The sequence below is a fragment of the Paenibacillus sp. YN15 genome (genome assembly GCF_003285005.1).
GTDB lineage: Bacteria > Bacillota > Bacilli > Paenibacillales > NBRC-103111 > Paenibacillus_AR.
Genome location: NZ_QMFA01000103.1, coordinates 1 through 762, shown reverse-complemented (window position 1 = coordinate 762; position 762 = coordinate 1). Strand labels below are relative to the sequence as shown.

At 55.2% G+C, this 762-nt stretch carries 1 protein-coding gene; it reads left to right on the top strand.

The window, feature by feature from the left end:
* Nucleotides 1-139 precede the first annotated feature (139 nt).
* Nucleotides 140-762 (top strand): hypothetical protein (locus DQG13_RS30345; protein WP_397334033.1); only part of this gene is annotated, 623 nt, incomplete at its 3' end.

The following is a 762-nucleotide window of genomic DNA, read 5'->3' as shown; positions in this document are numbered from 1 at the left end:
AGGGGAGAAAAGCAAGCGGAAGAAAGGCTGAGGGAGTGTTGTCGAAAAGATCAAAAATCCAAATTGCATAGGAACAGATGGAGGAAAAAGGAAAGGGCGTGGAGAAAAACCTCCTTAGGGGCGCCCCCGCCCCAAGGAGGTGAAGCCACTGAACCGGCAGTGGGCAAGAGAACTGATCTCCTGCTCCTCCAAGATATACCAACTGAAGACGATGGTCAAGCGGGCAAAAGACGGAAGGCGAAGCCCGGCGATCCCCTCGTCCACTGTCTTTGTGGTGATGCTGTTTGCCTTTATCTTTCGCCTGTCGAGCATGGAGGAGGTGGATCGCCAGGTGAAGAAAGGTCGCTTTCGTCAGGTGGTAGGTAAGGAGGAGCGGATGCCGTCGCATGATGCAATTCGGCAAGCGTTGATGAAGTGGGATCTGGAGAGTCATCGAGCCAATCAGGATCTTTTGATCGCCAAGTTCAAACACAACAAAGGGCCCTGGAGAGGGGCGATCGACGGATGGCGAGTGGCGGCGATCGACGGAGTCGAGTTGTTTTCCAGTGAAAGCCGATGTTGCCCGGCCTGTCAAATTCGGGTGCGAAGCAACGGCGAAACGGAATATGTGCACCGTGCGGTGTGCATGCAAAAAGTGGGCGGAGATCCTCGGGTGTTGTACGGGATGGAGTTGTGGAAGCGCAAAGATGGCTCGGAGAAAGCAGAAGGAGAGGTGGCCGCGGCCAAGCGTTTGATTGGGCAGATGGCAGAGCGTCACGGAGT